Raw genomic sequence first — 26,999 nt, forward strand, 5'->3', positions numbered from 1 at the left:
GCTCGCTCCCGGTCCCTTCCCGGTCGACCAACTCGCTACTACGATCTTCCGCGACACGAGTGGGAGCGCTCCCATTCCCGCGCCAGCCTCCTCTCGGGACGGACGTCTCAAGGAAAGGACTCCCGGATGCATGCCACGCATGCCTTCCCCAGGCTCGCGCGACGCAGATCCGCGCTCTGGCTGACGGTCTGCGCCCTCGTGGTGGCGGCCGTGGCCCTCGCCGCCCCGTCGGGCGCCACCGCGACGACCCCGGCCGCGGCGCCCACCGCGGCGGCGGCGCAGGAGCCGGTGACGGTGGTCGCCTCCGACTTCGAGGACGGCACCACGCAGGGCTGGTCGGCGCGCGGCGGCGAGACCGTCGCCGCCAGCACCGAGGTCGCGCACGGCGGCACCGGCAGCCTGGCCGTGACGGGCCGGACCGGCACCTGGCAGGGTCCGGCGCTGAGCGTGGGCGACCTCCTCACGCTCGGCACCAGCTACGACGTCTCCGTGTGGGTGCGACTCGCCGACGGCACGGCCGGGGACACCGTCCGGCTGAGCGCCGAGCGCCACGTCGACGGACAGGCCAGCTACCACACCCTCGGCAGTGCGCAGGCCACAGCCGGCGGCTGGGTCGAGTTGACCGGCGAGTACACCCCGACCGCGGCCGCCGAGTACGTCGGCCTCTACGTCGAGACGGCGAGCGTCACCGCCGACTTCTTCGTCGACGACGCCCTCGTCTCCTACCAGCCCGACCCGCCGATCCAGACGGACATCCCGTCCCTGCGGGACGCCGTCACCGGCTTCCCCGTCGGCGCGGGCGTCGAGCCCTCCCACCTCTACGGCTCGCGCGGTGACCTGCTGGCCAAGCACTACGAGTCGCTGACCACGGGCAACGCCCTGAAGTGGGACGCCACGCAGCCGACCGAGGGCACCTTCCGCTTCACCGACGCGGACGCCATCGTGGACTTCGCGACGGAGCACGGCATGGCGGTGCGCGGGCACACGCTCGTGTGGCACAACCAGACCCCGTCCTGGGTCTTCACCGACGCGAACGGCGACCCGATGACGCCGACCGCGGAGAACAAGGCGCTGCTGCTGGACCGGCTGGAGACCCACATCAGGACCGTGATGGGGGAGTACGCCGGCCGCGTCGAGGTGTGGGACGTCGTCAACGAGGTCATCGACGAGTCGCAGTCGGACGGGATGCGGCGCAGCCCGTGGTTCCAGATCGCCGGCCTGGACTACATCCGCACCGCCTTCCGCGTGGCGCACGAGGTCGACCCGGACGCCCGCCTGTTCATCAACGACTACAACACCAACGTGCCGGCGAAGCGCGACGCCCTCTTCGACCTCGTCAGCCAGCTGCGCGCCGAGGGCGTGCCGATCCACGGCGTCGGCCACCAGATGCACGTCAACGTGGAGTGGCCGTCCGTCGCGGAGACCGAGACGATGCTCCAGACGTTCGCCCCGCTCGGCCTCGAACAGCAGATCACCGAGATGGACGTCTCGATCTACACCAGCTCCGGCGAGTCCTTCCCGACCCCGCCCGAGGAGCGGCTGCGGGCCCAGGCCGAGCAGTACCGGGCGATGTTCCAGCTGTTCGACCGGTACGCGGACCAGATCACCTCGGTGACGCTGTGGGGTGTGACGGACACCGACAGCTGGCTGAACGGCAGCCGCGCCGACGCGCCGCTGCTCTTCGACCGGGAGTTCCAGGCGAAGGAGGCGTTCTGGGCGGTGGTCGACCCCGACTGGCCGAACGGCCCGGGCGAGCCGACGGGCGACTGCGCCGTCCGGTACCAGGTGGTGGGCAGCTGGTCAGGCGGCTTCGAGGGCCGGGTCACGGTGACCAACACCTCGGCGGAGCCGGTCGACGGCTGGAGCCTGAGGTGGACGTTCGGCGCCGGCCAGCGGGTCACCCAGGGGTGGAACGCCGAGCTCAGCCAGAGCGTTGACGTCGTCACCGCCGAGAACGCCTCGTGGAACGGCCAGTTGGCCGCCGGCGGATCGCGCGCGTTCGGCTTCCTCGCCTCCTGGACGGACGCGAACCCGGCGCCCGAGACGTTCACCCTGAACGGCGTGTCCTGCACGACCGCCTGAGCGGAAGCGCCCGCGACTGACCGCCGCGGTCGGCGGGCGCCTCCGTGAGTGGTCTCCCTGCCCGGCCGTACCCCCGGCCGGGCAGGGGGGCCGTGACGACGACGTTCGACCGCGCGCGTGGCGGTGGAAGCGGCCGCCCACCCCGAACGCCGCCAGCACGCCGGCGCCGCCAACGTCGCCAGCACCGCCAACGTCGCCAGCACCGCCAGCGCCTCCCCGACGCGCCAGCGTCCCGCCGCCCCCGTGCGCGCCGGCCGGCGCGCGGATCAGCCGAGGATCCTCTCCTGGGCCTGGCGCAGCGCCCGCAGTATCTCCGTCTCCCGCGCGGCGTCGAGGCGGACGGTGGGAGTGGAGCAGCTCAGCGCCTCGTTGACGACGCCGTCGAAGCGCAGGGGGAGCGCGATGCAGCGCAGCCCGAGGGTGGACTCCTGCTCGTCGGTCGCGTGGCCGCGCTCCGCCACCGCCTCCAACTCGGCGCGCAGCGCGGCCCGGTCGGTGATCGTGTGCTCGGTGCGCGGGGTCAGCGTCCGCGGCAGGAGCGCGTCCACCTCGGACCAGCGGCGGTGCGCGAGGATGGCCTTGCCCAGGCCCGTGGCCCAGCACGGCAGCCGGCGGCCCGGCTTGGAGACCACGGCGAGGGAGTGGCGGGAGAGGCACGTGGCGAGGTAGACGATCTCGTCACCGTCCAGCCGGGCGAGGTGGATCGTCTCGCCGAGCTTCTCCGACAGCTCGTTCATGACCGGCTGGCACCGCTGCACGACGTCGTCGTGCTCGACGTACGCGGCCCCGGCGCGCAGCGCCCTGATGCCCAGTCGGAAGCCGGAGCCGTTGCGCTCGGACTCCACCCAGCCGGTCCTCACGAGGGTCACCAGCAGCGCGTAGGCGCTGGCCCGTGGGATGTCGAGGTCCTGGGAGACCTCCCGGAGCGAACGGGAGTCCGCCGAGCTCAGGTACTCCAGCAGCGCGATGGTGCGGTCGGCGGACTTCACGCTGCGTACGCGACCGGCTTCGAGCGGCCCGTCCCTCTCGGTCACATCTGTCTCCTCTGCCTCGTGCTCGTCTCTTGACGCATCGACCCGGGCAGCACTTTACTCCCGTCTACAAAGAAAGACAGTGTCTCCATATGTAGACACTCGAACGAAAGCAAGGCTCCATGGTGCTGCCACATCCCCGGCCGGCGACCCCCCTCGGCGGTCTGCTCGGCTTCCCCGTCACCCCGTTCCGGGCGGACGGTGACCTCGATCTGCCGCGCTTCGAGGAGCACCTCGCGGAGATGCTTCTGGCCCGCCCCGCCGCGCTCTTCGTCGCCTGCGGCACCGGCGAGTTCGCCTCGCTCTCCCCGGCCGAGCACGCCGAGGTGGTGCGGGCCGCCGTCACCCACGTGGGCGATGACGTGCCCGTCTACGCCGGGGCGGGCGGCGGCACCCGGCTCGCGATCGAGTTCGCCCGTGCCGCGGAACGCGCCGGGGCCGACGGGCTGCTCGTCCTGCCGCCCTACCTTCAGGTCGGCCCGCCCGAGGGGCTGGTCGCCCACTACCGCCAGATCGCCGCCGCCACCGAGCTGCCGATCGTCCCGTACCAGCGCTCCACCGCGGTCTTCACCCCCGAGGCGGTGGCCGAACTCGCGACGCTGGACCAGGTCGTGGCCTTCAAGGACGGGCACGGCGACATCGAGCTGCTACAGCGCGTCCACACCGTGACCGGGGGCGAGCTGACGCTCCTCAACGGCATGCCGACGGCGGAGACCTACGCCAGCGCCTACGCGGCCGTCGGCGCCCGCGCCTACTCCTCCGCCGCCCTCGCCTTCGCCCCCCGGATCGCCCGCGCCTTCTTCGACGCCTTCGAACGCGGCGACGACGCCGTCCAGCAGACCCTGCTGCGCGAGTTCTACGTGCCGCTGACCCGGCTGCGGCGCAGCACCGACGGCTACGCGGTCGCCCTCGTCAAGGCGGGGCTCGACCTCCAGGGGCACTCGGCGGGCCCGGTGCGCCCGCCGCTCGCGGACGTCACCCCCGAGCACCGCGCCGAACTCGCCCGCCTCCTCGACCGCGGACACGCCGCCCTGGACGCCCTCGGCGTCCCCGCCTGACGGCTCCCCCAGCTCCCGTCCCCCGCACCATCCCACTCCCTACGCATGGCCAGGCGCCCGATGACGCACGCGCCAAGGAGGAACGAGGAACGATGAGGTCCCTTCTCCGACCATCGATAGCCACCGGCCCGCCGGGCCGCCAGGGCCGACCCGCGCGAACCGCCCGCTCCTGTCGAACCGAGCGGAACGGGCGGAACGGGCGGGCCGCCAGGAGCGCCACGAGCGGCAGGACCGCCAGGAACACCGTCGTGCTCCTCGGCGTGGGCGCGCTGCTGTTGACCGGCGCCGGCTGCACGGTCGCCAACTCCGGCTCCGTCGCCGGCGAGGACACGGTCCAGATCGTGCTCCCCGAGGAGCCGCCCACCCTGGAGCCCTGCGACGCCTCGCTCACCGCCACCGGCCGGGTCGTCCGCTCCAACATCACCGAACCCCTCACCGAACGCGTCCCCGAGACGGGCGAGCTGGAGCCGAAGCTCGCCACCGCGTGGACGCAGACCTCCCCGACCAGCTGGGAGTTCACGCTCCGCGAGGGCGTCACCTTCCACGACGGCACCCGCTTCACCGCCGAGGACGCCGCGTTCTCCATCCACCGCACCGTCAACACCGACTTCGGGTGCAACGTCGACGGCTACGTCTTCGGAGACGGCGAGTACACCGCGACCGCCCTCGACGCCACCACCCTGGAGGTCGTCACGCCCGAGCCCGACCCGATCCTCCCGCTGCGGATCTCCTTCGTGGAGATGGTGCCGACCTCGACCAACGCCACCGCCAAGGTGCGCGAGCCCGTCGGCACCGGGCCGTACGCCATCGACACCTGGAACCAGGGCATCAACCTCCGCCTGGCCCGCTTCGCCGACTACTGGGGCCCCGCCCCCGACTTCCCGGCCGCCCTCTACACCTGGCGCACCGAGGGCAGCATCCGGGCCGCCATGATCTCCAGCGGCGAGGCCGACATCGCCGTCGGCCTCGCGCCGACCGACGGAGCCGGCGACGCCGCGGTGGAGTACCCGAACAACGAGACCTCCTACCTCCGCATGGACGCCGCCAAGCCCCCGCTCGACGACATCCGCGTCCGCCAGGCCATCAACTACGCCATCGACAGGGACGGCCTCGTCGCCTCCGTCTTCGCCGGGCTCGGCGAGCCGGCCGGACAGCTCGTCCCCGACGGCGTCACCGGTCACAACCCGGACCTGACGGCCTGGCCCTACGACATGGACCGGGCCAGGGAGCTCATCGAGGAAGCCCGCGCCGACGGCGTGCCCGTGGACACCACGATCACCATCATCGGCAGGAACGAGATCTACCCCAGGGCCGCCGAGACGATGGAGGTGGTGCAGAACGGGCTCACCGAGGCCGGGCTGAACGTCGAGATCGAGATGCTCGACGTCAACGCCTGGCTGGAGTACCTGCTGCGCCCCTTCCCCGAGGACATCGGCCCCACCCTCCTCCAGGCCCAACACGGCAACCAGGCCGGCGACGCCGCCTTCACCATGGACCAGATCTACGGCAGCGAGGGCGCCCAGAGCAGCTGGGGCACCCCCGAGCTCGACGAGCTGATCCAGCAGGCCGAGCTCTCCTCCGGTCCGGAACGGGACGCCGCCTTCGCCGAAGCCCTCGCCCACCAGAGCGAGGAGGTCGTCCGCGACGCCGTGCTGGCCCACATGACAGGCATCATCGCGCTCTCCCCGAACGTCACCTACGAGCCGAACTCGGCGAGCGGCGACGAGATGCACCTGTCCGACATCCACCCCGCGGGCTGAGGACGGACAAGGACAACGATGCTCATCTACCTCCGGAACAGAATCCTCTCCAGCGCCCTGCCGTTCCTCTTCGTGATCCTCGGCGTCTTCTTCCTGGCCCGCCTCACCGGCGACCCGGCCAACCTCTACCTGCCGCTGTCGGCCACCGAGGAGATGCGGGCGGCGTTCTCCGCCCAGCACGGCTTCGACGACCCGCTGTTCGTGCAGTTCGGCGACTACGTCGCCCAGCTGGCCACCCTCGACTTCGGCGACTCCCTGCGCACCGCCCAGCCCGCCGACGAGGCCGTGCTGCGGGCCTTCCCCGCGACGCTGCAACTGGCCGGCGCCACCATGCTCCTGGCCGTCGTCGGCGCCGTCGTCATCGGCAGCCTCGCCGCCTACCGGCCCAACTCCCTCGCCGACCGCGTCGCCAGCTTCCTCTCCGCCACCGCGGCCAGCACCCCCGACTTCTGGTTCGCGATCATGGGCGTGCTGGTCTTCGCCGTCCAGTTGGAGTGGCTGCCGACCTCGGGAACCACGGGCGCGTCCGTCTGGGTGCTGCCCGTCCTGACCCTGCTGATCCGTCCGTTCGGCGTCCTCGTCCAGGTGGTGCGCGGCGCGATGGTCTCCGCCCTCGCCGCGCCCTACATCAAGGTGGCGCGCGCCAAGGGCGCCAGCGAGCGGCGCGTCGTCTTCGGGCACGCGCTGCGCAACGCCGCCGCCCCCGGCCTCACCGTCGCCGGCGACCTCACGGTCGGCCTGGTCAACGGCGCCGTCGTGGTGGAGACCATCTTCGGCTGGCCGGGCGTCGGCAAGCTGATGATCGACTCCATCCTCCAACGGGACTTCGCCGTCCTCCAGGCGGCCGTCCTCATCACGGCGTTGACCATCTTCCTGCTCAACATCCTCATCGACGTCTGTTACGCGCTCCTCGACGCGCGGGTCCGACAGGGAGCGATGGCATGACCACCACCGACACCACCAGCGCGACGACGGGCCGAACCACCCGGATGCTGCGCCTCCTCCTCCGGGACCGGATGGCGACGGCGGCGACCGTCGTGCTGCTCCTGGTCGCGCTCTGCGCGCTCCTCGGGCCCCTCCTCCTCGGAGACCTCGCCCGCGAACAGAACCTCCAGGCGGTCAACCGGCGCCCGTTCAGCCTCGACGACGGCTGGGAGTTCGTGCTCGGCAGCGACTCCCTCGGCCGCAGCGTCCTCGCCCGACTGGTCGTCGCCGCCGGCACCACCCTGTCGGTCGCCGTCCCCGCCGTCCTCGTCTCCCTGGTCGTCGGCTCCGTCTGGGGCATGTGGGCCGGGTTCCACCGGGGCTGGCGGGAGAACGTCTCGATGCGCGTCGCCGACGTCATCCTGAGCTTCCCCTCCCTGCTGCTGGCCGTGGTGGTGCTCTACGTCTTCGACCCCAGCGCCGCCAACATCGTGGCCGTCCTCGCCATCGCCCGCATCCCCGTCTACCTGCGCACCGCGCGGGCGGAGTCGGCCGAGCTGCGCAGCCGGCTCTTCGTCGACGCGGCCCGCACGTTCGGCACCGGGCACTGGGCCACCATCCGCCGGCACGTCGCGCCGATCGTGCTGCCCACCCTGCTCACCGTCGCCGCCACCGACTTCTGCTTCGTCATGCTCACCGAGTCCTCGCTGAGCTTCCTCGGCATCGGCATCCAGCCGCCGGACATGTCCTGGGGCCTGATGGTGGCGCAGGGCCGGCAGGAGTTGCAGACCGCCTGGTGGACGGCTGTCTTCCCCGGCCTCGCGATCATCGCCACCACCGTCTCCGCCACCATCCTCGCCGGCTGGGTCAGGCTCGCCGGGGACCCCGCCCAGCGCTGGCGGCTCACCGTTCCCCGGCGCCGCCGCGAGCGGGCGCGCACCAGCGGCACGGTCGCCGCGAAGGAGCTGTCATGAGCAACGAGCAAGCGCCCAAGCCCCCGCAGGCCCTGCGGGTCGACGGCCTGTCGGTGGCGATCCACACGCCCACCGGGACCGTGCCCGTCGTCCGCGAGGTCGGCTTCTCCGTCCGCTCCGGCCAGACGCTCGCCCTTCTCGGCGAGTCCGGCTGCGGCAAGTCCATGACGGCCCAGGCCGTCGCGGGCCTGCTCGACCCCGTCGCCGAGGTCACCGGTGGCGAGGTGCTCCTCGAAGGCCGCGACCTGCTGCGGTTGCCGCCGCGCGAGCGCCGCAGGCTCGCGGGTCCCGGCCTCGGCGTCGTCTTCCAGGACGCGCTGACCGCCCTCAACCCCGTCCACTCCGTGGGAGCCCAGCTCGCGGAGCCGTTCCGCATCCACGAACGACTCTCCCGGCGGGCCGCCCGCGAGAAGGCCGTCGAGCTGATGGAACGCGTCGGCATACCCGAGCCCCGCGCCCGAGCCCGCGCCTATCCCCACCAGTTCTCCGGTGGCCTGCGGCAGCGCCTGCTCATCGCCATGGCCGTCGCCCTGCGCCCCACCGTGCTCCTCGCCGACGAGCCGACCACCGCCCTCGACGTCACCGTGCAGGCCCAGATCATGGAACTGCTCGCCGAACTGCGGCGCGAGACCCGCATGGCCGTCGTCCTCATCACCCACGACCTCGCCGTCGTCGCCGAACACGCCGACGAGGTCGCGGTGATGTACGCGGGCTCGATCGTCGAGTCCGGCACCGTCGAGGAGGTCTTCGCCGCGCCCCGCCACCCCTACACCCGCGGCCTGCTGCGCTCCGTGCCCGCCGACCGGCCCCGCGGCACCCGCCTCACCTCCATCGAGGGCAGCCCTCCCCGCCCCGCGGACCTGGGCTCCGGCTGCGCCTTCCTGCCCCGCTGCCCGCTCGCCGGCGACCGCTGCGCCACCGAGGCGCCGCCGCTCAACCCCACAGGCCCGGGACGCGCCTCGGCCTGCCACCACTGGAAGGAGCTGACCCGTGCCTGAGGAAGCCGAGCAGCCGCTGCTCCGGGCGAGCGGCCTCACCAAGACCTTCCGGGTCCCCCGCACCGCCTCGGGCAGCACGCGGCTGCGCGCGCTCGCCGGGGTCGACCTCACCCTCCGGCGGGGCGAGACCCTCGGCCTGGTGGGGGAGTCCGGCTGTGGCAAGTCCACCCTCGCCCGGGTGCTGCTCGCACTGGAACGCCCCGACGCGGGCAGCGTCCGCTTCGACGGCCTGGACCCGTTCGCCCTGCGCGGCAGGGAACTCCTCGCCTGGCGGCGCCGCATCCAGATGGTCTTCCAGGACCCGTTCGCCTCCCTCAACCCGAGGCTGAACGCGGCGCGGATCGTCGGGGAACCATGGCTCTCCCACCCCGACCTGGTGCCCAGGTCCAAGCGGCGCGAGCGGATCCACGAACTGCTGGAGATGGTGGGGCTGCGGGCGAGCGACGCCGGGCGCCACCCGCAGGAGTTCTCGGGCGGGCAGCGCCAACGCCTCGGCATCGCCCGCGCCCTGGCCCTCAACCCCGACGTCATCGTGTGCGACGAGCCCGTCTCTGCGCTCGACCTCTCCGTCCAGGCGCAGGTCCTGAACGTCCTCACCGACCTCCAGGCCGAGCTGGGCGTGGCGTACGTGTTCATCTCGCACGACCTGTCGGTGGTCCGTCACGTCGCCGACCGGGTCGCGGTGATGTACCTGGGGCGCGTGGTGGAGTCGGGCACGGCCGAGGAGGTCTTCACCGCCCCCCGCCACCCCTACACCTCCTCGCTGCTGTCCGCCGCACCGAGCCTCGGCGGGGAGCGCCGGGAGCGGATCGTGCTCTCCGGCGAGGTGCCCTCGCCGGCCGACCCGCCCTCGGGGTGTGGCTTCCGGACCCGGTGCTGGAAGGCGGAGGCGGTCTGCGCCGAGATCGTCCCGCCCGCCGAGCCCGACCCACGGGCGGCGACCCACCTGGCGGCCTGCCACCTGCCGCTCGGGATGGCGACGGCCTGAGCACCGGCCGGGCCGGGCGGGCGGCGGTGGTCGCCCGGCCCGGCCGGCCTGCCCGTTCGTGCCCTCCTCGCCGTCTCGGGGGCGCCGGGTGGGGGCGCGCCTTCGGTCTCCTCGGTGCGGTTTCCCGGTCGTACGCATTGACGGCGCCGGAAAACTTTCGGAGCATGGCCATGCCAACAATGGGAGCGCTCCCACCCGTTCTCCGCCACCCACCAGCCCACGCCCGCCCCCTCCGGAAGGTGTGACCATGCCCCCGTCCTCCACCCCCCGACGCCGCAGACGCCGGCTCGGTCTGCTCGCCGCCGGCCTCGCCGCGCTGCTCGGCGCCGGGCTGCTCGCGCCGGGCCTGCCCGGCAGCGCCCACGCCGAGCCCGGTGCAGGCGCCCCCGCCGGGCCCGACGTCGAGCCCGCGCAGGCCCCGTTCAACTACGCCGAGGCGCTCCAGAAGTCGATGTTCTTCTACGAGGCGCAGCGCTCCGGCGAGCTGCCCGATGACAACCGCGTCTCCTGGCGCGGCGACTCCGGCCTCGACGACGGCTCGGACGTCGGCCTGGACCTGACGGGCGGCTGGTACGACGCCGGGGACCACGTCAAGTTCGGCTTCCCGATGGCCTTCACCGCCACGATGCTCGCCTGGGGCGGCCTGGCGGCCGGGGAGGGCTACGAGGACTCCGGCCAGATGCCGTACCTGAAGGACAACCTCCGCTGGGTCAACGACTACTTCATCAGGGCCCACCCCGAGCCGAACGTGCTCTACGCCCAGGTCGGCGACGGCGACGCCGACCACAAGTGGTGGGGGCCGGCCGAGGTGATGCACATGGCGCGGCCCGCGTACCGGGTCGACGCGAGCTGCCCCGGCTCGGACGTCGCCGCCGAGACCGCCGCCGCGATGGCGGCCTCCTCGATGCTGTTCGCCGAGGACGACCCGACGTACGCGGCGACGTTGGTGCGGCACGCCGAGGAGCTCTACGACTTCGCCGACACCCACCGTGGCGCCTACTCCGACTGCGTCCCTGCGGGCAACTTCTACCGCTCCTGGTCGGGGTACCAGGACGAGCTGGTCTGGGGCGCGTACTGGCTGTACAAGGCGACGGGCGACGCGTCGTACCTCGCCAAGGCCGAGACCGAGTACGACGAGCTCGGCACCGAGCAGCAGACCAACACCCGCAGCTACCGCTGGACGATCGCCTGGGACAACAAGCAGTTCGGCACCTACGCGCTGCTGGCGATGGAGACCGGCGACGCGCGGTACGTGGAGGACGCCAACCGCTGGCTGGACTTCTGGACGACCGGCCTGCCCAACGGCGAGCGCGTCCGGTACTCGCCCGGCGGCCAGGCCGTCCTCGACACGTGGGGCTCGCTGCGCTACGCCGCGAACACCGCGTTCGTCGGCCTGATCTACGCCGACTGGCTGGAGTCCACCGGCACGGACGAGGGCCGCGCCGCGACGTACCGGGCCTTCGGCGAGCGGCAGATCAACTATGCCCTCGGCGACAACCCGCGCGACTCCAGCTACGTCGTCGGCTTCGGCGAGAACCCGCCGCAGAACCCGCACCACCGCACGGCGCACGGCTCGTGGACCGACCAGCTCACCGCGCCCGCCGAGACCCGGCACGTGCTCTACGGCGCGCTCGTCGGCGGCCCGGACGGACCCGACGACGCCTACACCGACAGCCGCCAGGACTACGTCTCCAACGAGGTGGCCACGGACTACAACGCCGGCTTCTCCAGCGCGCTCGCCTATCTGACGGCCCGCTACGGCGGCGAGCCGCTGGCGGACTTCCCGCAGCCGGAGGAGCCCGACGGCCCGCAGATGTACGTCGAGGCCGCCGTCAACGCCAGCGGCACCGGCTTCACCGAGGTCAAGGCGATCATCCGCAACCGCTCCGGCTTCCCCGCCGAGACGCTGTCCGACGCCGCGTTCCGGTACTGGTTCACGCTCGACGAGGGCGTGGACCCGGCCGGCGTCACGGTGACGTCCAACTACAGCGAGTGCGCCACGCCGCCCGGCGGAGCGGTGCACGCCGGAGGCGACGTGTACTACGTGGAGCTGAGCTGCGCCGACCGGGACATCTATCCGGGCGGGCAGTCGCAGCACCGCGCGGAGGTCCAGTTCCGGGTGACCGGGGGCGCCGGCTGGGACGCGAGCAACGACTGGTCGTTCGAGGGCCTGTCGCCGAACACGCAGGCGCCGGCCACGACGGAGCGCATCACGCTGTACGAGGGCGACGCGCTGCGGTGGGGCGAGGAACCGACCCTCTGAGGGCGGGGCCCGCGCCGACGACACGGTGGAACGCCGCGCCGTCCCGGCTCCTGGGCGCGTAGCGCCCTGGGCCGGGACGGCCGTGTCGCGTCGCGGGTCGGCGGCCGGCGTGCGGCGGCGGGGCGTGGTCAGCGCCGCCCGCGCGCGGCGGCCACCCGGTCCTCGGCCGGCGGGGCCCCCGAACGTCCGCCCGACGCCGGGCCCGCGTCGCGCGCCGGGAGCGCGTCGCGTTCCGGTCGCGCGCCGCGCCGCGCGGCCGGCCGTGGCTGGGCGAGCAGCGCCGCGCCGACGATCAGCACGATCCCGAGCACCTGCGGAAGCGACAGCGTCTCGTCCGCGAGGAGGAGCCCGAGGAGGGTCGCCACGACCGGGCTGCCGAGCGCGAGGAAGGAGACCGCCAGCGCCGGCAGCCGCTCCACCCCACGGAACCAGAGCGCGTAGCTCACGGCGGCGCCCAGCGAGGTGAGGTAGGCGAAGCCGAGGAGGTTCTCCCCCGTGACGGTGGCCGGCAGCCCTTCGAGCACCAGCGTGAAGGGCAGCGACACGAGCCCGCCCGCCAGGAGCTGCCAGCCGGTGAAGGGCAGCAGCCCCACGCCGTCGGGGCGCCCCCACCGCTTCGTCAGCGTGATGCCGACCGCCATGCAGCCCGCCGCGCCCAGCGCCGCCGCCACCCCGACGCCGTCCAGGGCCGCCGTCCCCTGGAGCACGAGCAGCCCGACCCCCGTCGCGCCGAGGACGCAGGCCACCACGTGTCCGGCCCGCACCCGGTCCCCGATGAGGAGGGCCGCGAGGACCAGGACGACCATCGGCTGCACGGCCATGACCATCGCCGCGACACCGCCCGGCAGGCGGTAGGCGGCGACGAACAGCAGGAAGTTGAACACGCCGATGTTGAGCGTGCCGAGCACCGGGACGCGCCACCACCAGCGGCCGCTCGGCAGCACGCGGGCGACGGCCAGCAGCGCCAGGCCGGCGGGCAGCGCCCGCGCGGTGCCGGCCAGCAGCGGCCGGTCGGGCGGCAGCCAGGCGGTCGTCACCAGGTAGGTGCTTCCCCAGATCGCGGGGGCCAGGGCCGTCACGCCCGTGGTGAGCAGGGGCGAACCGTTCCTCATGGCGTGTCGCCTCCGTGGGGCCTTCTCCGCGCTCCGCGCGCCGTCGAACTCGTCACCCTCGCAGTCTCACCCCGCGCCCATCCATGAGTCCAACACATGCTTGTCAGGCCATCGATCTGGATTCACGATGGATACATGGAGCTCCAGCAGATGCGGTACGTCCTCGCCGTCGCCGAGACGAACAGCTTCACCCGGGCCGCCGAGCGGTGCCTGGTCGTCCAGTCCGCCCTCAGCCACCAGGTGGCGCGCCTCGAGCGGGAGCTGGGCGCGAGGCTTTTTGAGCGCACCAGCCGCCGGGTGCGGCTGACGCCGGCCGGCGCCGCGTTCCTGCCCGCCGCCCGGCAGTGTCTGGACGCCGCCGAGCGCGCCGTCGCGGAGGTCGCGGCGGCGGTCGGCGAGGTGCGCGGGCGGCTGGCGGTGGGCCTGATCCCCTCGGTCGCGGCCGTCGACATCCCGCGTGCCCTGCGGGACTTCCGCGAGCGGTACCCGCACGTGCGCGTCAGCCTGCGCGTCGGCGCGAGCGAGGAGCTCGTCCAGCAGGTCAGGCAGGGCTCCATCGAGGTGGCCTTCCTCGGGCTGCCGACCACGGCGCGGCTGACGGGCGTCGCCTTCCGCGAGCTCGCCCACGACCGGCTCGTCGCCGTGGTGGCGCCGGACCACGCCCTCGCCGGCGAGCCCTCGGTCGACCTCCGCCGGCTGTCCTCGGAGGTCTTCGTCGACCTGCCGGCCGGGACGGCCGGGCGCGCCCAGTCCGACCTGGCCTTCACCGCCGCCGGTCTCGACCGGGACGTCGCCTTCGAGGTGACCAACGCCGACTTCCTGGCCCGGCTCGTCGGCCAGGGCCTCGGGATCGCGCTGCTCCCCTCCGCCTACGTGCCGCAGCTGACCGGCGTCGCCACCATCGAGGTCACGGACGCGCCCACCCGCGTCGAGACGGTCGTCTGGAGCCGCGAGGGCCGCACGCCGGCGGCGACCGCGTTCCTCGACGTGCTCGACCTCCCGGCGCTCGACCTCCCCGGCGGTGGCCGCGCCCCGTGACCCCCGTCCCCGCCGACGGACTCCCGAGGGACTCCCGAGGGACCCCTGGCGGCTAGCGCCAGGGATCGAGGGCGTGCTTGCCGTGGGTCCGGCCCGCCTGGAGCCTCCGCAGCACGACCGGCCCCTCGGCCAGGGGGTGGAGGCGCGGGGTGCCCGGCGGGTACACGCCCTGGGCGATGAGCGCCTCGAGCTCGGTGAGCAGGGACCGGTAGACGGCCGGGGCCGCGACCGCCAGCGCGCCGATGTGCAGGCCCCTGACCTGGACCTGGTGGGTGAAGATCAGGTCGTGCGTCGTCACGCCGGCGTCGCCGGACGCGGCGCCGAACACCACGACCCGTCCGGTGAAGGGCCTGGCGACGGACAGGCTGACCTCGAAGGTGGCGCGCCCCACGGATTCGAGGACCAGGTCGACGCCCCCGGTCAGGCGGACGATCTCCGCCGCGAGGTCGGGGCGCGCGCGGTCCAGGACGTCGTCGACGCCGAGCGCCCTGACGATGTCGTGCTTGGCCGGCGACGCCGTGGCGACGACGTGCGCGCCGTGGTGACGGGCGAGGCGGACGGCGGCCTGCCCCACGCCTCCGGCCGCGGCGTGGACGAGCACCACCTCGCCTCGCGCGAGCTGGCCCAACGGCCTCAGCGCCGCGAGCGCGGTGGCCCAGTTCAGCACCAGGCCGAGGGCCTCGGCGTCGCTCCAGCCGGACGGCACGGGCAGCGCCCCCGCCGCTGGCATCGTCATGTACTGCGCGAAGGCGCCGGGGCCGGTGCCGACGACGCGGGTGCCGAGGGGGAGGGGGTCCTCGACGTCCGGGCCGAGGGCCTCGATCGTGCCGGCGGCCTCGAAGCCCGCGACGTAGGGCGGCTGTGGGCCTCCGCCGTAGGTACCGAGGGTCTGCATGACGTCCGCGAAGTTGACGCCGGCGGCGCCGACGCGGACCAGGTACTCGCCCGGTCCCGGCGTGGGGCGGCGGTGGTCGCTCGTGAGGACCAGGTCCCGCGGGCCCCGGTGCGACCGCTGGACGAGGGCGCGGACCGTCGGTTCCGCGGCGGGGTCCTGCTCGGTTCTCTCCATGCGCCGGACCGTAGGAGCCTCACACAGGTGTCAGGGTCAAGCGGCGTTCACCGGTCCGTCGGGGGAGTGCGCGAGCAGGTAGGCGTCCAGCGCCGCCCTCCGCTCGCTGAGGACGGCGATGTGTGCGGCGAGGCGGTCGCGATAGCTCCGCACCTCGTGCAGGAACTCCGCGCACACCGCGCCGCCGGTGGCCCCGGGCGCGGCCGTGAGGTGGGGCAGGACGTCCCTGATCAGCCGCACGGGCAGGCCGGCCTCCAGCAGTGAGCGGATCACGAGCACCCGGTCGACGGTGGCGGGGCAGTAGTCGCGGTACCCGTTGCCGCGACGACCCGGGACGATCAGGCCCTCCGCCTCGTAGTGCCGCAACGACCTCGCGCTCACGCCGCTGATCCGGGACGCCTCACCGATCCTCATGCTGCGAGGCAACGCCCCGGCCCTCCGCGTTCTTCCGGCGGTCTCCCCGCGCGCCCGGGCGTGTGCTGTTCGATTCTCGTACGGGTGAACTCCGTCGCGTTCCGTGATCGTCCGGGCGCTCGTCGGCGTTGAGAGAGCGAACCCTCCCGTTCCCGTTCGAGCTCCAGAAAGGCGCCTCTCATGCGACGTTCCGCGACGACCTGCGCGACCCTGACCGCGGCGGCCGCGCTGGCCCTGTCCCTGCCCGGCTCCGCGTCCGCCGCCGACGGCAAGCTGATCATCAACGGTCAGTCACACAAGAACCCGCGCGGCTGCTACGCCTCGGACGCCTCGCCCCTGACGGTCGAGAACGGCACGAACGAGCGCGTCCTCGTCTTCGCCGGAGAGAAGTGCGACGGCGGCTTCGTCGAGGCGGTCTATCCGGACGAGAGCACGGTGTCGGTGTACGGGAAGAGCCTCTACGTGGGCTGACGGCCGGGCTCGCGGGCGCGGGCCCGGGGGTGGCGGGAGGCCGGTCGGCCGCGTCCCGCGCCAGGCCGCTCCCGGGCCGCGCACCAGCGAGCAAGAACGATCACAAAGCCAAGAGTTGGCTCTGATGCCAAGCGAAGTCGCGGCAAAAAGTCCTCGAACAAACCTGCTGTCAGGGCCTATGTGCCAGCTCCTCGCCCGTATAGGCTCTGAGCCAAAGCCAAGTCGCAGGGTCTGCCAGCCTCTCATGCTCGGTCACCGATCTGACGTTCCTGCGTCCGCATGCACGAAGGGTGGAGGATGCCATGTTGAACTCACGTCCCGGGCCGAGCCGGAGAAGGTTCCTCGCCGCGACGGGGGCGGCCGCCGCCGCCGCCGTCGGGGGAGTGCCGCTGCTGTCCGCCTGCGGCGGCGAGGGCAGCGGCCAGGGGGAGGGGCGGGTCTCCGAGCGGGAGCTCAGGTCCATACTGCCCACGTACCAGGCCTCGGAGAGCGCCGTGGAGCCGGACATCCCGGCGCCTGACGGCGCCAGCCCCGGCTTCACCCGGTGGATCCCCGACGAGGAGCTGGGCGTCACGGTGCCGGAGCCGCGCAGCAGCGGCGAGTTCACCGCGATGACCCCGCTGTGGGGCACCGCCCCCCGGCCGGGCAACGCGTTCTGGACGGTGATGGACGAGGCCATCGGTGCCCGGATGGAGTGGCGCACCCAGGACGGCGAGACCTACGGCGAGAAGCTCGGCGCCACGCTGGCGAGCAGCGACATCCCCGACCTGGTGTGCATCCCCGCCTGGGAGATGCACGGCCAGATACCCCAGGCCATCGCCAACCGCTTCGCCGACCTCGGCCCCTACCTCTCCGGTGACCGGGTCCTCGACTACCCCAACCTCGCCGCCATCCCCACGGTGGCCTGGCAGTCGTCGGTCTTCGGCGGGGCGCTCCGCGGCCTGCCGATGCCGCAGCCCACCCCCGGCGACATCGTCCCCTACTACCGGCAGGACATCTTCGACGCCAACGGCTGGACGCCGCCCACCAGCGCCCAGGAGTTCTACGACTTCTGTGTGGACGTCACCTCCCCCCGCAACCGCGTCTGGGCCAGCGAGAACATGAAGTGGCTCGCCACGAAGATGTTCGGGGTGCTGCCCGACAAGCCCTCCTACTGGAAGCAGGAGAACGGCCGGCTGGTCCACAAGCTGGAGACCGAGGAGTACGTGGAGGCCATGGAGTGGGCCCGCACCCTCTACGCGGCCGGCGTGATCCACCCCGACGCGGTCGCCGGCGCCGGCGACGCCGGGACGCGCTTCGCCGCCGGTGAGTCGCTGATGTACTTCACCGGAGACGGGTCGTGGTACGACGACAGCGCCGCGCAGCGGGCCACCAACCCCGACTTCCACATGAACGGCTTCGACTACTTCGCCCACGACGGCGGCGAGCCGACGCTGTGGGCCCGCATGGGCGCCAGCATCTGGACGTTCGTGAACAAGAACCTCTCCGAGGACCGCATCCGCGCGGCGCTCCACCTCGCCGACTTCACCGCCGCCCCGTACGGCACCGTCGAGCAGCGGCTGCACCAGTACGGCGTCAGGGGCACGCACTACACCCTGGAGGACGGGCTGCCCCTCCGCACCGAGCAGGGCACCAGGGAGGTCGTCCCGGGGACCTACACCTTCATCTGCTCGGCCGCGGACGTCATCGCCTATCCCGACATGCCGCAGGTCGTCGAGGACTACACCTCCTGGCAGCAGCGGAACCTGCCCTTCTTCCAGGAGCCGATGTTCTTCGGCCTCCAGATCCAGGAGCCGGCCCGCCTCGCCAACCTCAACGACCCGTTCGAGGACATGGAGGACGACATCATCCGCGGTCGCCAGTCGCTCCGCGACTTCCGCAACGCCGTCGACGAGTGGCGGCGCAACGGGGGCGACGAGCTGCGCGACTTCTACCAGCAGCTGCTCGACGAGGGCAGGGCGGGAGGCGGGAACGCCTGAGCCGCCGCCGGTCCCCGGCCCCGGCCCGCGCCGGCGCCCGCGTCGACGTCGGCGCCCGCGTCGGCGTCGGCGTCGGCGTCGCGATGACGCCACCCGGAGAGGGCAGCGACCACCTTAGGGTGGTCCCATGGCCAGTGCCCAGTCGTCCCCAGCACGCGATCGCCGCCGGGCCGAGCTGCGGGAGTTCCTGCGCAGCCGCAGGGAGAGGGTCTCGCCGGCCGACGTCGGCATGCCGGCGGGCGGCCGACGGCGCACCCCGGGGCTGCGGCGCGAGGAGGTCGCGGTGCTCTCCGGGGTCGGCGTGTCCTGGTACACGTGGTTGGAGCAGGGGCGGGACATCACAGTGTCCGCGGACGTCGTGGACGCGATCGCCCGCGCGTTGCTGCTGAGCGCCGTCGAACGGGCGCACCTGTACCGGCTGGCCGGGCTGCACCCGCCACGGGACGCGCCCGCGTCCTCCCCGCCCGCCTCCCCGGAGCTGCGACGGCTGCTGGACTCCTGGCTGCCACGGCCCGGGTACGTCCGCGACCGCCACTGGAACTTCACCACCATCAACGACATGGCCCGGGAGGTGTTCGGGTACGGCGAGAGTGACCACAACTGCCTGGTCTCCTTCTTCACCAACGCCCGCCACCGTGCCCTGCACCGGCAGTGGGCCGCGACCGCACCCGAGGTGGCCGCCGGCTTCCGGGCCGACGCGGCGCGATACCCGGACGATCCCGAGTTCGACCGCATCGCCGGCGAGCTGGCCGCTTCCAGCCCGGAGTTCGCGCGGCTGTGGGCACGCCACGACGTGGCCGAGCACACCAGCGCGGTGAAGGCGGTCGACCACGCCGAGGTCGGGACGCTCGTCTTCGAGGCCACGCTGCTGCCGCTGCCCGAGCACCCCGGACACCACCTGGTCCTGCACAACCCCCAGCCGGGCACCGACACCGGGCGGCGGCTGGAGGAGCTGGCGCGCCGGCGCAGCCTGGTGGTGGCACACCCAGGATGAACGGGCACTGCCGGGGCCGCTGACGGGGCGACAGGATCGCTGCCATGAACAGCGACGACACGCGCATGAAGGCAGTGACCATCCCCGCGTTCGGCGACGCCGAGGTGCTCCGCGTCGACGCCGTGCCGATCCCCGCCCCGGGCCCCGGCCAGGTCGCCATCGACGTGGCCTACGCGGGGGCGAACTTCGCCGAGATCCTCTACCGGCGCGGCGTGGTCGACGTGCCGCTGCCCTTCGTGCCGGGCATCGAGGTCGCCGGGCACGTCCGTGCCGTCGGCGAGGGCGTGGAGGACCTGCGGCCCGGCCAGCCGGTGGCCGCCCTGACGATCGTCGACTCCGGCGGCTACGCCGAGGTGGCGGTCACCTCGGCCGAGCTGGTCGCCCCGTTGGACGGCCTCGACATCGGGATGGGAACGGCCGCGGCCCTGCCGTCCAACAGCACCACCGCCTTCCTGGTGCTCGACCGGGTGGCCCGCATCGCGCCCGGCGAGAGCGTCCTGGTGCACGCCGCCGCGGGCGGCGTCGGCAGCCAACTCGGCCAGGCGGCGCGCCTGCTGGGCGCGGGCCGCGTGGTCGGCACGGTCGGCAGCGCCGCCAAGGTCGACATCGCCAGGGGCTTCGGCTACGACGAGGTGATCCCGCGCGACCGGCTGGCCGAGGCCGGCGAGTTCGACATCGTGGTCGACATGGTCGGCGGCCCCACCCGCCGAGCGAGTCTGGACCGCCTCGCCCCCCTGGGCCGCCTGGTGGTCATGGGCAACGCCTCGGGCGCGGAGGACGTCGGCGTCCCGGCCAACGAGCTGTGGTTCACCAACAGGACGGTCGCCGGCTTCAACCTGGCCGCGTTCGCCGCCACCCACCCTGACGAGGCGGGCCGCGCCCTGCGCCGCGCGGTGGCGGCCGCGGCCAGGGGGGAGCTGCGGGTCCAGGTCGCCTCGCTCCCGCTGGAACGGGCCGCCGAGGCGCACCGCCGGATCGAGGCGGGAGTGACCACGGGCAAGCTGGTCCTCGACGTCGCGGCGCTGTGAGCGACGCCCACCGGGCGGGAGGGAGCCGGGACCGGACCCGAGCCCCGTCCCGGGCCCGGACCCGACGCGGTGCGCCGCCGCCGGCTACCAGCCCAGCGGGAGCGTCGCGAGGTGGTCGGTGAGGAGGCCGGCGAGGACACGGTGGTCGGCGGCGGAGGGGTGCCAGTCGCAGCCGAGGAGGTCCAGCGGCGCGTCGCCGTAGTACCAGTACCCGACCCGCTCGTCGCCCCGGGAGACACGCTCCTCGACGACGCGTTCGGCGGTGTCGGGGAACGCCGTGGTGGCGCCGGAGGCCGTGGCGACCACGAGGAGGAACGTCTCGGGTCCGTAGCGCCCGCGCAGCGTGTCGAGGAAGCCGTGGTACGCGCTCGCGTAGTCGGCGACCAGCTCCGCCTGGGTGGCCCAGCGCTCGCCCGCGGCGAGGGGGGTGGAGAAGTCGTTGATGCCCAGGCCGATCACGACGAGCTGCGGTTGCCAGGTGGCCGGTTTCTCCCAGACGTCGCCGTCCGCGTGGAGCAGGGCCCGCTCGTAGTAGGTGCGGTAGGTGGTGTCGGGCGCGCCGCCGTTGTAGTTGCGGACCATGCCGAGGCCGGAGTAGGCGTTGAGCTGGAAGTCGGCGTCCAGGCCCTGGGCGGTGAGGGCGCCGAAGCTGAGGCCGGCGTGGGTGTTGCGGTGGACGCCGCCGTCGCCGGAGCAGTCGCGGCCGGCGGAGACGTTGCCGTAGCCGACCGTGTGGGAGTCGCCGACGAACTCGATCTGCCGGCTCCGGGCCGGCGGCCTGGCGAGGATCTCGCCCCCGGCGGCGGCCGTGAAGCCGCCGAACCGTCCCGCCGCCCAGGTGCTCTCGGTGCGTTTGACGAGCCGCACGCTGTGCTCGCCGGGCGCGAGGCCGTCGACGGCGTGGGTGGTCTTGCCGGGGGTCACCAGGGTGGCGACGGTGGCTCCGTCGATCTGGACGTCGTAGTCGTTGTGCGCGTCGTCGAGGACGACGCCGACGCCCGTGCCACGGAACCGGGCCTCGAAGGAGACGCCGGGCCAGGCGTACTGCCAGAAGCCGTCGGCGGCCTCCCTGACACGGCCGACGGTGTGGACCTGGCTCGGCGCGGCGGCGGACGCGCGCGGGGTGGACACGAGAGCGGTGACGGAGCCCGCGGCGGCGGTGGCGACGAACGCCCGCCGGGACAGGCGACGATCTGTCTGCATGTCGGGTGGCCTTTCCTCTTCCTCCTCGACGGAGGGGTCGCTGGGAGAAGTTCGCACGGCTCGTCGTCCCCCCGCGCGGCGCCGCTCCACCACGGGCGCCACGCCCGTGCGGACGGCCCGGCGACCGCCGACCACGACATCCTCCAGGCCGGGGAAGCCGTCGTCGAGACCGCCTCGGCGCACCAGCGGGCGCACGGGGAGGCGTTGCTCCCGTGCCGACGACCGCCCCGCGTGCGTGATCCACCCCACGTCGAGGCCCGGGTTGACAGAATGGGGCATGTCCATGACCGTCACTGGGATCAGGCAACGCCGTCGCCGAGAGACCGCCGCCGAGACGGAGGTGCACGGGTGGGGGAGCCGACGTTCGGAGTCCTGGGGCCGCTGCGCGTGCGCGCGGGCGGTGTCCCGATCCGCATCGGCGGACCGAAGCCGAGGGCGATCCTCGCCACGCTGCTGCTGCAACCCGGCCGTTTCGTCTCCGTCGACGTGTTGACGGAGGTCCTGTGGCCGGAGGGCTCACCCAGGTCCGCCGTCGCCAACGTCCGCACCTACGTGCGCACCCTGCGGCGGGCGCTGTCGGACGCCGGGATCGCCGCGGGGCTGCGGACGGAGCCGTCCGGCTACGCGCTCGACACCGCTCCGGACGACGTCGACACGCTGCTCTTCGAGCGGCGGCTGGACCGGGCCCGCGCGGAGCGCGACCGCGGCGACGACACCGACGCGCTGCGCAGCTACGAGTCCGCCCTCGGACTCTGGCGCGGCGGCGTGCTGCAGGACGTGCCGTCCAGCGTGGTGTGGGATCCGGTGATCACCAGACTGGAGGAGCTGCGAGCGGCCGCGATCGACCAGTGCCTCGCGGTCCGGCTGCGGTTACGGGACTACGCCCTGCTCCTCGCCGAGCTGCGTTCCCGCCTGACCGAGGACCCGCTGCGCGAGGACCTGTGGCGGATGCTCGTGCGGGCCCTGCACGACTCCGGCCGCACCACGGAGGCGCGGTCCGCGTACGCCGAGGCCGAGCGGATCCTGGCGGCCGAGCTCGGCATCGAGCCGAGCACGCCGCTGCGCGCCGTCGGCGAGGAGGTCAACGGGTACGCCGGCCGCCGCCGCCAGGTGGCGTTCACCCCGGTGTGCCAGCTGCCCATGGACGTCCCGGACTTCACCGGCCGCGCCGAGGAGATCGCCGCGCTGGAGACGCTGCTGTCGTCGGCCGACCGGAGGCCCGTCGTCGTGGCGATGTCGGGCCCGCCGGGCTCGGGGAAGTCCGCGTTGATGGTGCACGTGGCGCACCGGGTGCGCGCCGCCTTTCCCGACGGTCAGCTCTTCGTCGACCTGGGAGGGCTGAGGGACCAGCCGCGCACGCCGGCCGACGTCCTGGCCGAGATGTTGCGGGGCCTCGGCGTCGTCGACAGCACGGTTCCCGGCGAGGTGAGCGAGCGTGCCGCGCTCTTCCGCTCACGCCTGGCGCAACGGCGGTTGCTCATCCTCCTCGACGACGCGGCCGGCGCGGCCCAGGTGGGCCCCCTGCTGCCCGGCACCGGAGGCTCGGTGGTGCTCGTCAGCTCCCGCCAGCGGATGCCCGAGCTGCCGGCACACCACCTCACGCTGGGGGTGATGAGGCGAGAGGAGGCCCGGGCCCTGCTCGCCGCGATCGCCGGCCCTGACCGGCTGGACGCGGACGCGGCGAGCGCCGACCGGGTGCTCGCCGGCTGCGGGTCGTTGCCTCTCGCCGTCCGCATCGCCGGGTCGCGGCTCGCGCACCGGCCGGGCTGGTCCGTCGCCACGCTGGCGGACCGCCTACAGGACGAGCGCGGTCGGCTGGACCCGTTGCGGGCGGGCGAGATGGAGGTCAGGGCGCGGGCGGAGCTCAGCTATCGGCACCTGCCCGAGTCGGCGGCCGCGGCCTTCCGCGCCTTCGGCCAGCTGCCCGCCGAGCCGGTGGGGGCCTGGCTCGTCGCCGCCGGCACGGGCCGTGCCGACGTCGCCGGGGAGCTGGACACCCTGCTCGACCGGCATCTGATCGAGGTCGTGGGGACCGACGCCCTGGGGCAGCCCCGCTACCGCATGCACGACCTGCTGCGCTGGTACGCGCGGGAGGTGGCCGACGCCGACTCCTCCACGGTGCGCCGGGAGCGTCAACTCCAGGTCATCGACGTCCTGACCGCGGTCGCCCACGTCGCGAACACGGCGATGCCCACACGCTTCTTCGGGGTGCTCGGCATGCTCGGCGAGCTCGGCGATCCCGGACCGTCCGCCGAACCGGGCGCCGCCCTCACGGATGCCGTGCGGGCCCGGCCCGTGGAGTGGTTCGAGACCGAGCGACGGATCCTCATCGCCGCGGTGGAGGCCGCGCTGCGGCTCGGCCGCGTCGAACGGGCCGCCGATCTCGCACTGGAACTGGCGGGCTTCTTCGACCTGCGCGGCTACTACGGCGACTGGCTGCGCACGCACCAGCTGGTGCTCGACGCGATGCCGACCCTGTCGGACGCGCGGGCCGCGGCGCTGCTGCGCAACATCGGACAGCTGCACCTCTACCGCGACCGGTACGCCGACGCGCTCGCGTCGTTCGAGCGGTCACGCGCTCTCTTCGACGCCGTCGGCCACCTGGCCGGCGAGGCGGTGGCGGCGGCCGGCGCGGGGTCCGTGCACCGGATCCAGGGCGACCTCGACGCCGCGCTCGCGGCGTTCACCGACGCGCTGGGAGGGTTCAGGACGGTCGGAGACCCCCACGGCGAGGCGGTCGCGCACAACGCGATCGCCTCGGTGTGGCTGGAGCGGCGGGACCCACAGGCGGCCTCGTCGTGGCTGGAGGGCGCGCTGGACCTGGCCCGGCAGATCGGCGACCGCCACCGGGAGGCACAGGTGCGCCGCCGGATCGCCGTGCTGCACGAGCTGCGTGGCGAACCGGACCTGGCGCAGGCGGAGCTGGAGGGCGCGCTGGACATCCTCGCCGAGCTCGCCGACACGCACTGCGTGGCCTACGTGCAGGAGAGCATCGGCGAGCTGTGCCTGCGCCGAGGGAACGCCCGGCAGGCGTCGGCCCTGCTGGCCGACGCGCTCGCCGTGCAGCGGCACCTCGGCGACCGGCGCGCCGAGGCGAGCGTCGCGGGCCTGCTCGGCGAGCTGCACCACGCCACCGGGCGGGTGCAGACGGCGCGGCACTACTTCCAGCGCTCGCTGTCCGCCTGGCGCCGCCTGGAGGCGCCCGACCGGGCCGAGCGGGTGCACGCCAAGCTGCGGTCGCTGCGTTCCAGGTGAGGCCAACGCGCGTAGAGCGGGTGCGGCCGGGGGTGGCCGCGCCCCGCTCCGCGGCCGCATCAGTAGCTCAGTAGCTCAGTAGCTCAGCAGCTCAGCAGCCGTTCGTGCTGGTCAGTCTTCGGTCCAGGAAGTCGGACCACACGACGCCCTGCACGACCGAGACGACGACGGAGCCGTTGTGGATCTGCTCGTAGTGCAGGTGCGGGGGGAACTCGTAGATCGCCGACGAGGCGCCGACCCGCCCGATCACCTGGCCCCGCGTCACCTGCGTGCCGACCGCGACGGTGCGTTCGCTCAGGTGCGCGTACCGCGTCCGCCAGCCGTTGCCGTGGCCGATGACGATGGTGTGGCCGTAGCCGTTGCTGGTGGAGTAGTGGGAGGTGAGGACCTCTCCGCCCGCGCTGGCCAGCACCCGGCGGCCGAAGTCGTCGGGGTTGCCGGCCGCGTCGTAGTGGTTCCAGTCGATCGAGTGGGCCGGGCTGTGCCCGTTCCAGTTGTTGCCGCGCCAGACCTGGCCACAGAGGAAGGGCATCCTGAACGCGGGGCGGGTGCGCTGCGCCTCCGTCTGTGACGCGGTGGCCTGCGGAGCCGCGACCGCGACCGGTGTCGCGAGCGCGAGAGCGGCGGCGGCACTCACGGCGGCGAGCAGCCGGCGGGCAGATATGTACATGACACTCCCTTGGTCGAAGGTGACCCGGCGATTCAAGGGGGCCCGGATACAAAGCGGATACACGGTGACCGCGAGCGCGGGACATCACCTGTCCGCTGGCCGCCGCCCGCGGTATGGCGGCTCCTCCTGCGACGACCGGTCCTCCGGCCCGAACGTCGCGCGCTGGTGGTGTCGGACGTCGAGAGCGTCGACGACCGGGCGGAGGGGCCACGGGAGGCGGAGCGAGAGCGCCGCCCGGGAACGCCGACAGCGAGACCGCGGGCGTCAGGCCGCCAGCCGAACGGCTCCCGGATCACCCACGCGGCGGACAGGGCCTCCCCGCGCCCAGCACACGGAAACGGCCCGTGACCAACGAGGTCGCGAGCCGTTGTGGAGAAGCTGTCGGTGCCCCCAGCGGGACTACCAACAGAAGGTAGAAGGTATGACCAGCGGTTTGTCGCTGGTCGTCTGGTGATCGAAGGGCGATTCGAGCCCTCGGCCCGGATCGGGGGCCGGTGATGGCTGCGAGTACCTCACCGGCGTCGGCTTCGTCCGCAGGGCACGTGATGATGTTGCGTTCGGTGACCGCCATCATGGCGACGGTCGTCGGGCTGACGTTCCTGTTCGGCTTCGGGAACGTGCTGGCGCTCGGACTGCGGCTGGGCGTGCCGGCCTATGTTGCGCCATTGGTGGCACCGGCGGTGGATCTGTCCGCCCTTGGTCTGCTGCTGGGTGTGCGGTACCTGGCTCTCAACGGTGCCTCGTCGCGAGCAGATCCGCCCCGCCCGTCGGCTGCTGGTGTTGGCCAGTGTGATGACGCTGGCGTTGAACGTGACCGAGCCGCTGCTGGCGGGGAAGTACGGCAAGGCCGCGTTCGATGCTGTGGGGCCGGTGCTGCTGATCGGGTGGGCCGAGGCGGGGCCTGGCCTGCTGCGGGCCATCGGAAGCGTCGGAACGAGCACGGACGCTTGGTCAGAGCCGGCGATCGACCGCCCGGCCAGCGCCTCAAGGACTCCCGCGAAGCGCCCTCTGGCCTCTCCGGATCCGATCAAGCGAGCCACAGCGGGAAACCGAGTGCGGGTGGATGCTCCGTTGCCGCGCCGCGCTCGGCAGGAGGACATCCGGCACTGGGAGAAGCATCACCGTCCGATCTCTGCCGAGACGCTGCGAAAGCGTCTGGGTGTCGGAGCGAGCAAGTCCAGGGCCCTGGTCGCAGCCGTTCGCTCCGAAAGGGAGCACGGCCAACGGTAGGAGCCGGATGCGTGTCCGGAAAACAATCCGAGAGAGTAAACGCTTGGGGTGATCTTGTGATTGAGAACATCCGGGCTTCCGGGAACGTGGCTCCGCGGTCTCGCGCCGCCGCTTCATCGGGGCACCGCCCAGGCGCCCGGCGCGACGGCCTGGAAGAGCGCGTCGACGGAGTCGTCGTTGCCGCTTTCGGAGCCGGGCATGTACCGGCCAACTGGGTTGAGCCGCTGGAGTCCCTGGCCGCCCGACTGCCGGTCGTGCTGACCTCCCGTGTCGGCGCCGGCAGCATCCTGTCCGCCACCTACGCCTTCGACGGGTCGGAGCGTGACCTCCTGACTCGTGGGCTGATCAGTGGCGGCAGGCTGGATCCGTACAAGGCCCGTCTTCGCCTCTTGGCCCCTCTGCGGGCAGGATCCGATCGAGCGGCCATTGAGGCCGCCTTCGACCACCGCCGCTAACAA

General features: G+C 73.2%; 21 protein-coding genes. 15 read left to right on the top strand and 6 right to left on the bottom strand.

Annotation, left to right across the window (positions count from 1 at the left end; all coding sequences use genetic code 11):
- Positions 1 to 126 precede the first annotated feature (126 nt).
- A complete protein-coding gene (locus ACTWP5_RS11770) occupies positions 127 to 2,082 on the top strand; it encodes an endo-1,4-beta-xylanase (protein ID WP_443220804.1) in 1,956 nt (651 codons plus the stop codon).
- 266 nt (positions 2,083 to 2,348) lie between these two features.
- Here ACTWP5_RS11770 and ACTWP5_RS11775 read toward each other — a convergent pair whose 3' ends face one another.
- Positions 2,349 to 3,116 carry an IclR family transcriptional regulator gene (locus tag ACTWP5_RS11775; RefSeq protein WP_443220805.1) on the bottom strand — a complete coding sequence of 256 codons (768 nt, stop codon included), beginning with the start codon at positions 3,114 to 3,116 and terminating at the stop codon, positions 2,349 to 2,351.
- Between the two features lie 119 nt (positions 3,117 to 3,235).
- Here ACTWP5_RS11775 and ACTWP5_RS11780 point away from each other — a divergent pair, with 119 nt between their 5' ends.
- The 7 genes from ACTWP5_RS11780 (at position 3,236) to ACTWP5_RS11810 (ending at position 12,078) form a co-directional block, all read left to right on the top strand.
- Complete coding sequence (locus ACTWP5_RS11780) at positions 3,236 to 4,171, top strand: 5-dehydro-4-deoxyglucarate dehydratase (RefSeq protein WP_443220806.1); 936 nt, start codon at positions 3,236 to 3,238, stop codon at positions 4,169 to 4,171.
- Positions 4,172 to 4,419: 248 nt separating this feature from the next.
- Positions 4,420 to 5,931, top strand: a complete 1,512-nt coding sequence (locus ACTWP5_RS11785) for an ABC transporter substrate-binding protein (protein WP_443220807.1) — start codon at positions 4,420 to 4,422, stop codon at positions 5,929 to 5,931.
- An 18-nt stretch (positions 5,932 to 5,949) separates the two neighbouring features.
- Positions 5,950 to 6,876: an ABC transporter permease gene (locus ACTWP5_RS11790; RefSeq protein ID WP_443220808.1), complete on the top strand. Its 927-nt coding sequence runs from the start codon at positions 5,950 to 5,952 to the stop codon at positions 6,874 to 6,876.
- Positions 6,873 to 7,829, top strand: a complete 957-nt coding sequence (locus tag ACTWP5_RS11795) for an ABC transporter permease (protein WP_443220809.1) — start codon at positions 6,873 to 6,875, stop codon at positions 7,827 to 7,829. The genes ACTWP5_RS11790 and ACTWP5_RS11795 overlap by 4 nt, the downstream gene beginning before the upstream one ends.
- The gene (locus tag ACTWP5_RS11800; RefSeq protein WP_443220810.1) at positions 7,826 to 8,827 is read left to right on the top strand and encodes an ABC transporter ATP-binding protein; all 1,002 of its coding nucleotides are present in this window, start codon (positions 7,826 to 7,828) and stop codon (positions 8,825 to 8,827) included. Before ACTWP5_RS11795 ends, ACTWP5_RS11800 begins: the two co-directional genes overlap by 4 nt.
- On the top strand, positions 8,820 to 9,815 hold the full coding sequence (locus tag ACTWP5_RS11805; RefSeq protein WP_443220811.1) for an ABC transporter ATP-binding protein: 996 nt from the start codon (positions 8,820 to 8,822) through the stop codon (positions 9,813 to 9,815). The genes ACTWP5_RS11800 and ACTWP5_RS11805 overlap by 8 nt, the downstream gene beginning before the upstream one ends.
- A gap of 247 nt (positions 9,816 to 10,062) precedes the next feature.
- On the top strand, positions 10,063 to 12,078 hold the full coding sequence (locus ACTWP5_RS11810) for a glycoside hydrolase family 9 protein (protein ID WP_443220812.1): 2,016 nt from the start codon (positions 10,063 to 10,065) through the stop codon (positions 12,076 to 12,078).
- 128 nt (positions 12,079 to 12,206) lie between these two features.
- On the opposite strand, the gene ACTWP5_RS11815 is transcribed toward ACTWP5_RS11810, so the two are convergent.
- Positions 12,207 to 13,190 (bottom strand): EamA family transporter, encoded by a 984-nt coding sequence (locus ACTWP5_RS11815; protein WP_443220813.1) that lies wholly within the window; start codon positions 13,188 to 13,190, stop codon positions 12,207 to 12,209.
- A 135-nt stretch (positions 13,191 to 13,325) separates the two neighbouring features.
- On the opposite strand from ACTWP5_RS11815, the gene ACTWP5_RS11820 reads away from it, so the two are divergent.
- Positions 13,326 to 14,228, top strand: a complete 903-nt coding sequence (locus ACTWP5_RS11820) for a LysR family transcriptional regulator (protein WP_443220814.1) — start codon at positions 13,326 to 13,328, stop codon at positions 14,226 to 14,228.
- A gap of 52 nt (positions 14,229 to 14,280) precedes the next feature.
- On the opposite strand, the gene ACTWP5_RS11825 is transcribed toward ACTWP5_RS11820, so the two are convergent.
- Both ACTWP5_RS11825 and ACTWP5_RS11830 read right to left on the bottom strand, forming a co-directional pair.
- Entirely contained in the window at positions 14,281 to 15,297 is a 1,017-nt protein-coding gene (locus ACTWP5_RS11825) for a zinc-binding dehydrogenase (RefSeq protein ID WP_443220815.1), read from the bottom strand.
- Positions 15,298 to 15,333: 36 nt separating this feature from the next.
- Complete coding sequence (locus ACTWP5_RS11830) at positions 15,334 to 15,711, bottom strand: MerR family transcriptional regulator (protein WP_443220816.1); 378 nt, start codon at positions 15,709 to 15,711, stop codon at positions 15,334 to 15,336.
- Between the two features lie 180 nt (positions 15,712 to 15,891).
- On the opposite strand from ACTWP5_RS11830, the gene ACTWP5_RS11835 reads away from it, so the two are divergent.
- The 4 genes from ACTWP5_RS11835 (at position 15,892) to ACTWP5_RS11850 (ending at position 20,183) form a co-directional block, all read left to right on the top strand.
- On the top strand, positions 15,892 to 16,182 hold the full coding sequence (locus ACTWP5_RS11835) for a hypothetical protein (RefSeq protein WP_443220817.1): 291 nt from the start codon (positions 15,892 to 15,894) through the stop codon (positions 16,180 to 16,182).
- 302 nt (positions 16,183 to 16,484) lie between these two features.
- Positions 16,485 to 18,161, top strand: a complete 1,677-nt coding sequence (locus tag ACTWP5_RS11840) for an extracellular solute-binding protein (RefSeq protein WP_443220818.1) — start codon at positions 16,485 to 16,487, stop codon at positions 18,159 to 18,161.
- Between the two features lie 127 nt (positions 18,162 to 18,288).
- Positions 18,289 to 19,155 (top strand): helix-turn-helix transcriptional regulator, encoded by an 867-nt coding sequence (locus ACTWP5_RS11845; protein ID WP_443220819.1) that lies wholly within the window; start codon positions 18,289 to 18,291, stop codon positions 19,153 to 19,155.
- 44 nt (positions 19,156 to 19,199) lie between these two features.
- Positions 19,200 to 20,183, top strand: a complete 984-nt coding sequence (locus tag ACTWP5_RS11850) for a quinone oxidoreductase family protein (RefSeq protein WP_443220820.1) — start codon at positions 19,200 to 19,202, stop codon at positions 20,181 to 20,183.
- Between the two features lie 84 nt (positions 20,184 to 20,267).
- On the opposite strand, the gene ACTWP5_RS11855 is transcribed toward ACTWP5_RS11850, so the two are convergent.
- Positions 20,268 to 21,665 carry an SGNH/GDSL hydrolase family protein gene (locus ACTWP5_RS11855; RefSeq protein WP_443220821.1) on the bottom strand — a complete coding sequence of 466 codons (1,398 nt, stop codon included), beginning with the start codon at positions 21,663 to 21,665 and terminating at the stop codon, positions 20,268 to 20,270.
- A 69-nt stretch (positions 21,666 to 21,734) separates the two neighbouring features.
- On the opposite strand from ACTWP5_RS11855, the gene ACTWP5_RS11860 reads away from it, so the two are divergent.
- Positions 21,735 to 24,641, top strand: coding sequence for a BTAD domain-containing putative transcriptional regulator (locus ACTWP5_RS11860; RefSeq protein ID WP_443220822.1), 2,907 nt, complete (start codon positions 21,735 to 21,737; stop codon positions 24,639 to 24,641).
- A 91-nt stretch (positions 24,642 to 24,732) separates the two neighbouring features.
- Here ACTWP5_RS11860 and ACTWP5_RS11865 read toward each other — a convergent pair whose 3' ends face one another.
- Positions 24,733 to 25,311 (bottom strand): M23 family metallopeptidase, encoded by a 579-nt coding sequence (locus tag ACTWP5_RS11865; RefSeq protein WP_443220823.1) that lies wholly within the window; start codon positions 25,309 to 25,311, stop codon positions 24,733 to 24,735.
- Between the two features lie 572 nt (positions 25,312 to 25,883).
- On the opposite strand from ACTWP5_RS11865, the gene ACTWP5_RS11870 reads away from it, so the two are divergent.
- Positions 25,884 to 26,996 carry a hypothetical protein gene (locus tag ACTWP5_RS11870; protein ID WP_443220912.1) on the top strand — a complete coding sequence of 371 codons (1,113 nt, stop codon included), beginning with the start codon at positions 25,884 to 25,886 and terminating at the stop codon, positions 26,994 to 26,996.
- Positions 26,997 to 26,999: the final 3 nt, after the last annotated feature.

This window comes from Streptomyces sp. 4N509B (assembly GCF_052245655.1).
Classification (GTDB): domain Bacteria; phylum Actinomycetota; class Actinomycetes; order Streptomycetales; family Streptomycetaceae; genus Streptomyces.

Excerpts from the sequence above, each read along its gene's own strand:
- ACTWP5_RS11770 (WP_443220804.1), top strand. The coding sequence starts at position 127 with ATGCATGCCACGCATGCCTTCCCCAGGCTCGCGCGACGCAGATCCGCG.
- ACTWP5_RS11780 (WP_443220806.1), top strand. The coding sequence starts at position 3,236 with ATGGTGCTGCCACATCCCCGGCCGGCGACCCCCCTCGGCGGTCTGCTC.
- ACTWP5_RS11790 (WP_443220808.1), top strand. The coding sequence starts at position 5,950 with ATGCTCATCTACCTCCGGAACAGAATCCTCTCCAGCGCCCTGCCGTTC.
- ACTWP5_RS11795 (WP_443220809.1), top strand. The coding sequence starts at position 6,873 with ATGACCACCACCGACACCACCAGCGCGACGACGGGCCGAACCACCCGG.
- ACTWP5_RS11800 (WP_443220810.1), top strand. The coding sequence starts at position 7,826 with ATGAGCAACGAGCAAGCGCCCAAGCCCCCGCAGGCCCTGCGGGTCGAC.
- ACTWP5_RS11810 (WP_443220812.1), top strand. The coding sequence starts at position 10,063 with ATGCCCCCGTCCTCCACCCCCCGACGCCGCAGACGCCGGCTCGGTCTG.
- ACTWP5_RS11815 (WP_443220813.1), bottom strand. The coding sequence starts at position 13,190 with ATGAGGAACGGTTCGCCCCTGCTCACCACGGGCGTGACGGCCCTGGCC.
- ACTWP5_RS11820 (WP_443220814.1), top strand. The coding sequence starts at position 13,326 with ATGGAGCTCCAGCAGATGCGGTACGTCCTCGCCGTCGCCGAGACGAAC.
- ACTWP5_RS11825 (WP_443220815.1), bottom strand. The coding sequence starts at position 15,297 with ATGGAGAGAACCGAGCAGGACCCCGCCGCGGAACCGACGGTCCGCGCC.
- ACTWP5_RS11830 (WP_443220816.1), bottom strand. The coding sequence starts at position 15,711 with ATGAGGATCGGTGAGGCGTCCCGGATCAGCGGCGTGAGCGCGAGGTCG.
- ACTWP5_RS11835 (WP_443220817.1), top strand. The coding sequence starts at position 15,892 with ATGCGACGTTCCGCGACGACCTGCGCGACCCTGACCGCGGCGGCCGCG.
- ACTWP5_RS11840 (WP_443220818.1), top strand. The coding sequence starts at position 16,485 with ATGTTGAACTCACGTCCCGGGCCGAGCCGGAGAAGGTTCCTCGCCGCG.
- ACTWP5_RS11845 (WP_443220819.1), top strand. The coding sequence starts at position 18,289 with ATGGCCAGTGCCCAGTCGTCCCCAGCACGCGATCGCCGCCGGGCCGAG.
- ACTWP5_RS11850 (WP_443220820.1), top strand. The coding sequence starts at position 19,200 with ATGAACAGCGACGACACGCGCATGAAGGCAGTGACCATCCCCGCGTTC.
- ACTWP5_RS11855 (WP_443220821.1), bottom strand. The coding sequence starts at position 21,665 with ATGCCCCATTCTGTCAACCCGGGCCTCGACGTGGGGTGGATCACGCAC.
- ACTWP5_RS11865 (WP_443220823.1), bottom strand. The coding sequence starts at position 25,311 with ATGTACATATCTGCCCGCCGGCTGCTCGCCGCCGTGAGTGCCGCCGCC.
- ACTWP5_RS11870 (WP_443220912.1), top strand. The coding sequence starts at position 25,884 with ATGGCGACGGTCGTCGGGCTGACGTTCCTGTTCGGCTTCGGGAACGTG.